At 67.9% G+C, this 1,926-nt stretch carries 2 protein-coding genes and 1 pseudogene; 2 read left to right on the top strand and 1 reads right to left on the bottom strand.

Annotated features, from left to right (window positions below; translation table 11 throughout):
- Positions 1–446: pseudogene (locus tag GA0115259_RS38200) on the bottom strand (ThiF family adenylyltransferase); the annotation flags it as partial.
- Between the two features lie 211 nt (positions 447–657).
- On the opposite strand from GA0115259_RS38200, the gene GA0115259_RS38195 reads away from it, so the two are divergent.
- On the top strand, positions 658–1,245 hold the full coding sequence (locus tag GA0115259_RS38195; RefSeq protein ID WP_093605213.1) for a M48 metallopeptidase family protein: 588 nt from the start codon (positions 658–660) through the stop codon (positions 1,243–1,245).
- 117 nt (positions 1,246–1,362) lie between these two features.
- On the top strand, positions 1,363–1,926 hold a 564-nt coding region (locus GA0115259_RS38190; RefSeq protein WP_141716894.1), incomplete at its 3' end, for a TerD family protein.

Raw genomic sequence — 1,926 nt, 5'->3', positions numbered from 1 at the left:
AGCACCGCCGCGACGGCCGCGCCCACCCGTCCCGCGCCGCGCACCTGGACCCGCATCGCCCGCCGCGCCGCCAGCCGCCGTGTGCCCGCTCCCGGCTCCCGGTGCAGAACGGACAGGGACGCGAGATCGGCCCGCATCCGGTCGAAGGCGCCTGTCCGCTTCCGTAAGTCCTCGGCCGCCCGTCCGCCCGCGTCCGGATCGTCGAGCACTCCCGCCGTGGTCAGCCGCTTGACCAGCGAATCGGCCAGCCCGTCGGGCAGTCCCATCGCCCGCGCCTCCTCCCGCAGCAGCGGCAGCCCGCGTGTCCCGTCGAGCAGCTCCAGAAAGCTGCCCGTGGCCGTATCGACAGGACCCACCAGCACCGCATGCCCGGGTGTGACTCCGAACTGCACGGTCTGCCGCTCCCGCCACGCACGCCGCAGCGCGGGTTTCACCATCGGATGCATATCGGCCTCGCTCTCGATTTCCGCACGCTGATCTTCTTCGGACCGCTTGTTCCGATCCGGTTCTCAGAATGCAAGGCGGCGCGGGGAAGTGCCGAAAGTTATCCACAGCCATGGGCGTTAATCGTTCAAATTCCCCGGGCGGGAAAGTGGATCAAGATCGAACTGTCCCGGAGGCGGGACTTCCCCCATACGCAGCAGGTAACGTCGGGGCGTGTCCGCCGATTCTTCCCCTCGCTTGGCGGGGGAGCCCGCCCGCCGCCCGCCGCGCGGCTCGGGGACGAGCGCCGTAGAGGTCCGCAGGAGCGCCCGTCGCAGCAGAACCGTCTCGGCGTACCGCGAGGGCGACCGGACCATCGTGCTCATCCCCGCCCGGATGTCGGAGGCGGAGGAGCGCCGCTGGGTCACGGTGATGCTCGACAAACTTGCCGCACAGGAGAGCCGGCGCGTCCTCGGGGACAGCGAGCTGACCGAGCGGGCCGAGCAGCTGTCCGCCCAGTACTTCAACGGCAGCGCCAGACCGACCTCCGTGCGCTGGGTGACCAACCAGAACACCCGCTGGGGCTCCTGCACCCCGGCCGAAGGCAGCATCAGGCTGTCGCACCGGTTGCAGGGCATGCCGGAGTATGTCGTCGACTATGTCCTCGTCCATGAGCTGGCCCATCTCCTTGTACCGGGCCACGGTCCGCGGTTCTGGAGGCTGCTGGAGGCCTATCCGCGCACCGAGCGCGCCCGCGGCTATCTCGAAGGCGTCGTCGCCGCCGACCGGCTGCCGCATCTGCCCGTCACGCACGAGGAATGACGGAGCGACAGCACCGTTGATCATGTACCGACTCTGTACCGGCTTGGCTCAATGTCGGACATAGCCGTTAGCCTGGCGCGACGCAGTCACATTCGGGATGGGGGACGGTCGTTACGCATGGCCAGGGAATTCCAGCGCGGCCACAAGGCCAAGATCAGTGATCTCACGCCGGGGACGGATCTGTACGTAGGTGTGCAGATCGCCGCTCCCGGGCTGACCTTCGACATCAGCTGCTTCGGCCTCGATGCCGATGAACAGCTCTCGGACGACCGTTACTTCATCTTCTTCAATCAGCCCAAGTCGCCTGAGGAATCAATCCAGTTGCTGGGCGCCCAAGCCGGTGACACCGAGTCCTTCAGGGTGACGCTGGAGCGTATCCCGGCGCAGATCCACAAACTCTCGTTCACCGCCACCATCGACGGCGCGGGCCAGATGTCCCAGGTCGGTCCCGGATATATCCGGCTGGTCGCGGGTGGCGAGGAAGTCGTCCGATACGCGTTCAACGGCTCGGAGTTCACCACCGAGCGCGCCGTCATGCTCGGCGACTTCTATCTCAAGGACGTATGGCGGTTCGCCGCCGTCGGCCAGGGCTTCGACGGCGGGCTCGACGCGCTCCTGAAGAATTTCGGCGGCGAGGTCGCCGAGGAGGAGCCGGCGCCGCCGCAGCCGCCGGTCGGTGGA

The sequence above is a fragment of the Streptomyces sp. MnatMP-M17 genome (assembly GCF_900091995.1).
Lineage (GTDB): Bacteria > Actinomycetota > Actinomycetes > Streptomycetales > Streptomycetaceae > Streptomyces.
This window is presented reverse-complemented; position numbering and strand designations above follow the sequence as displayed.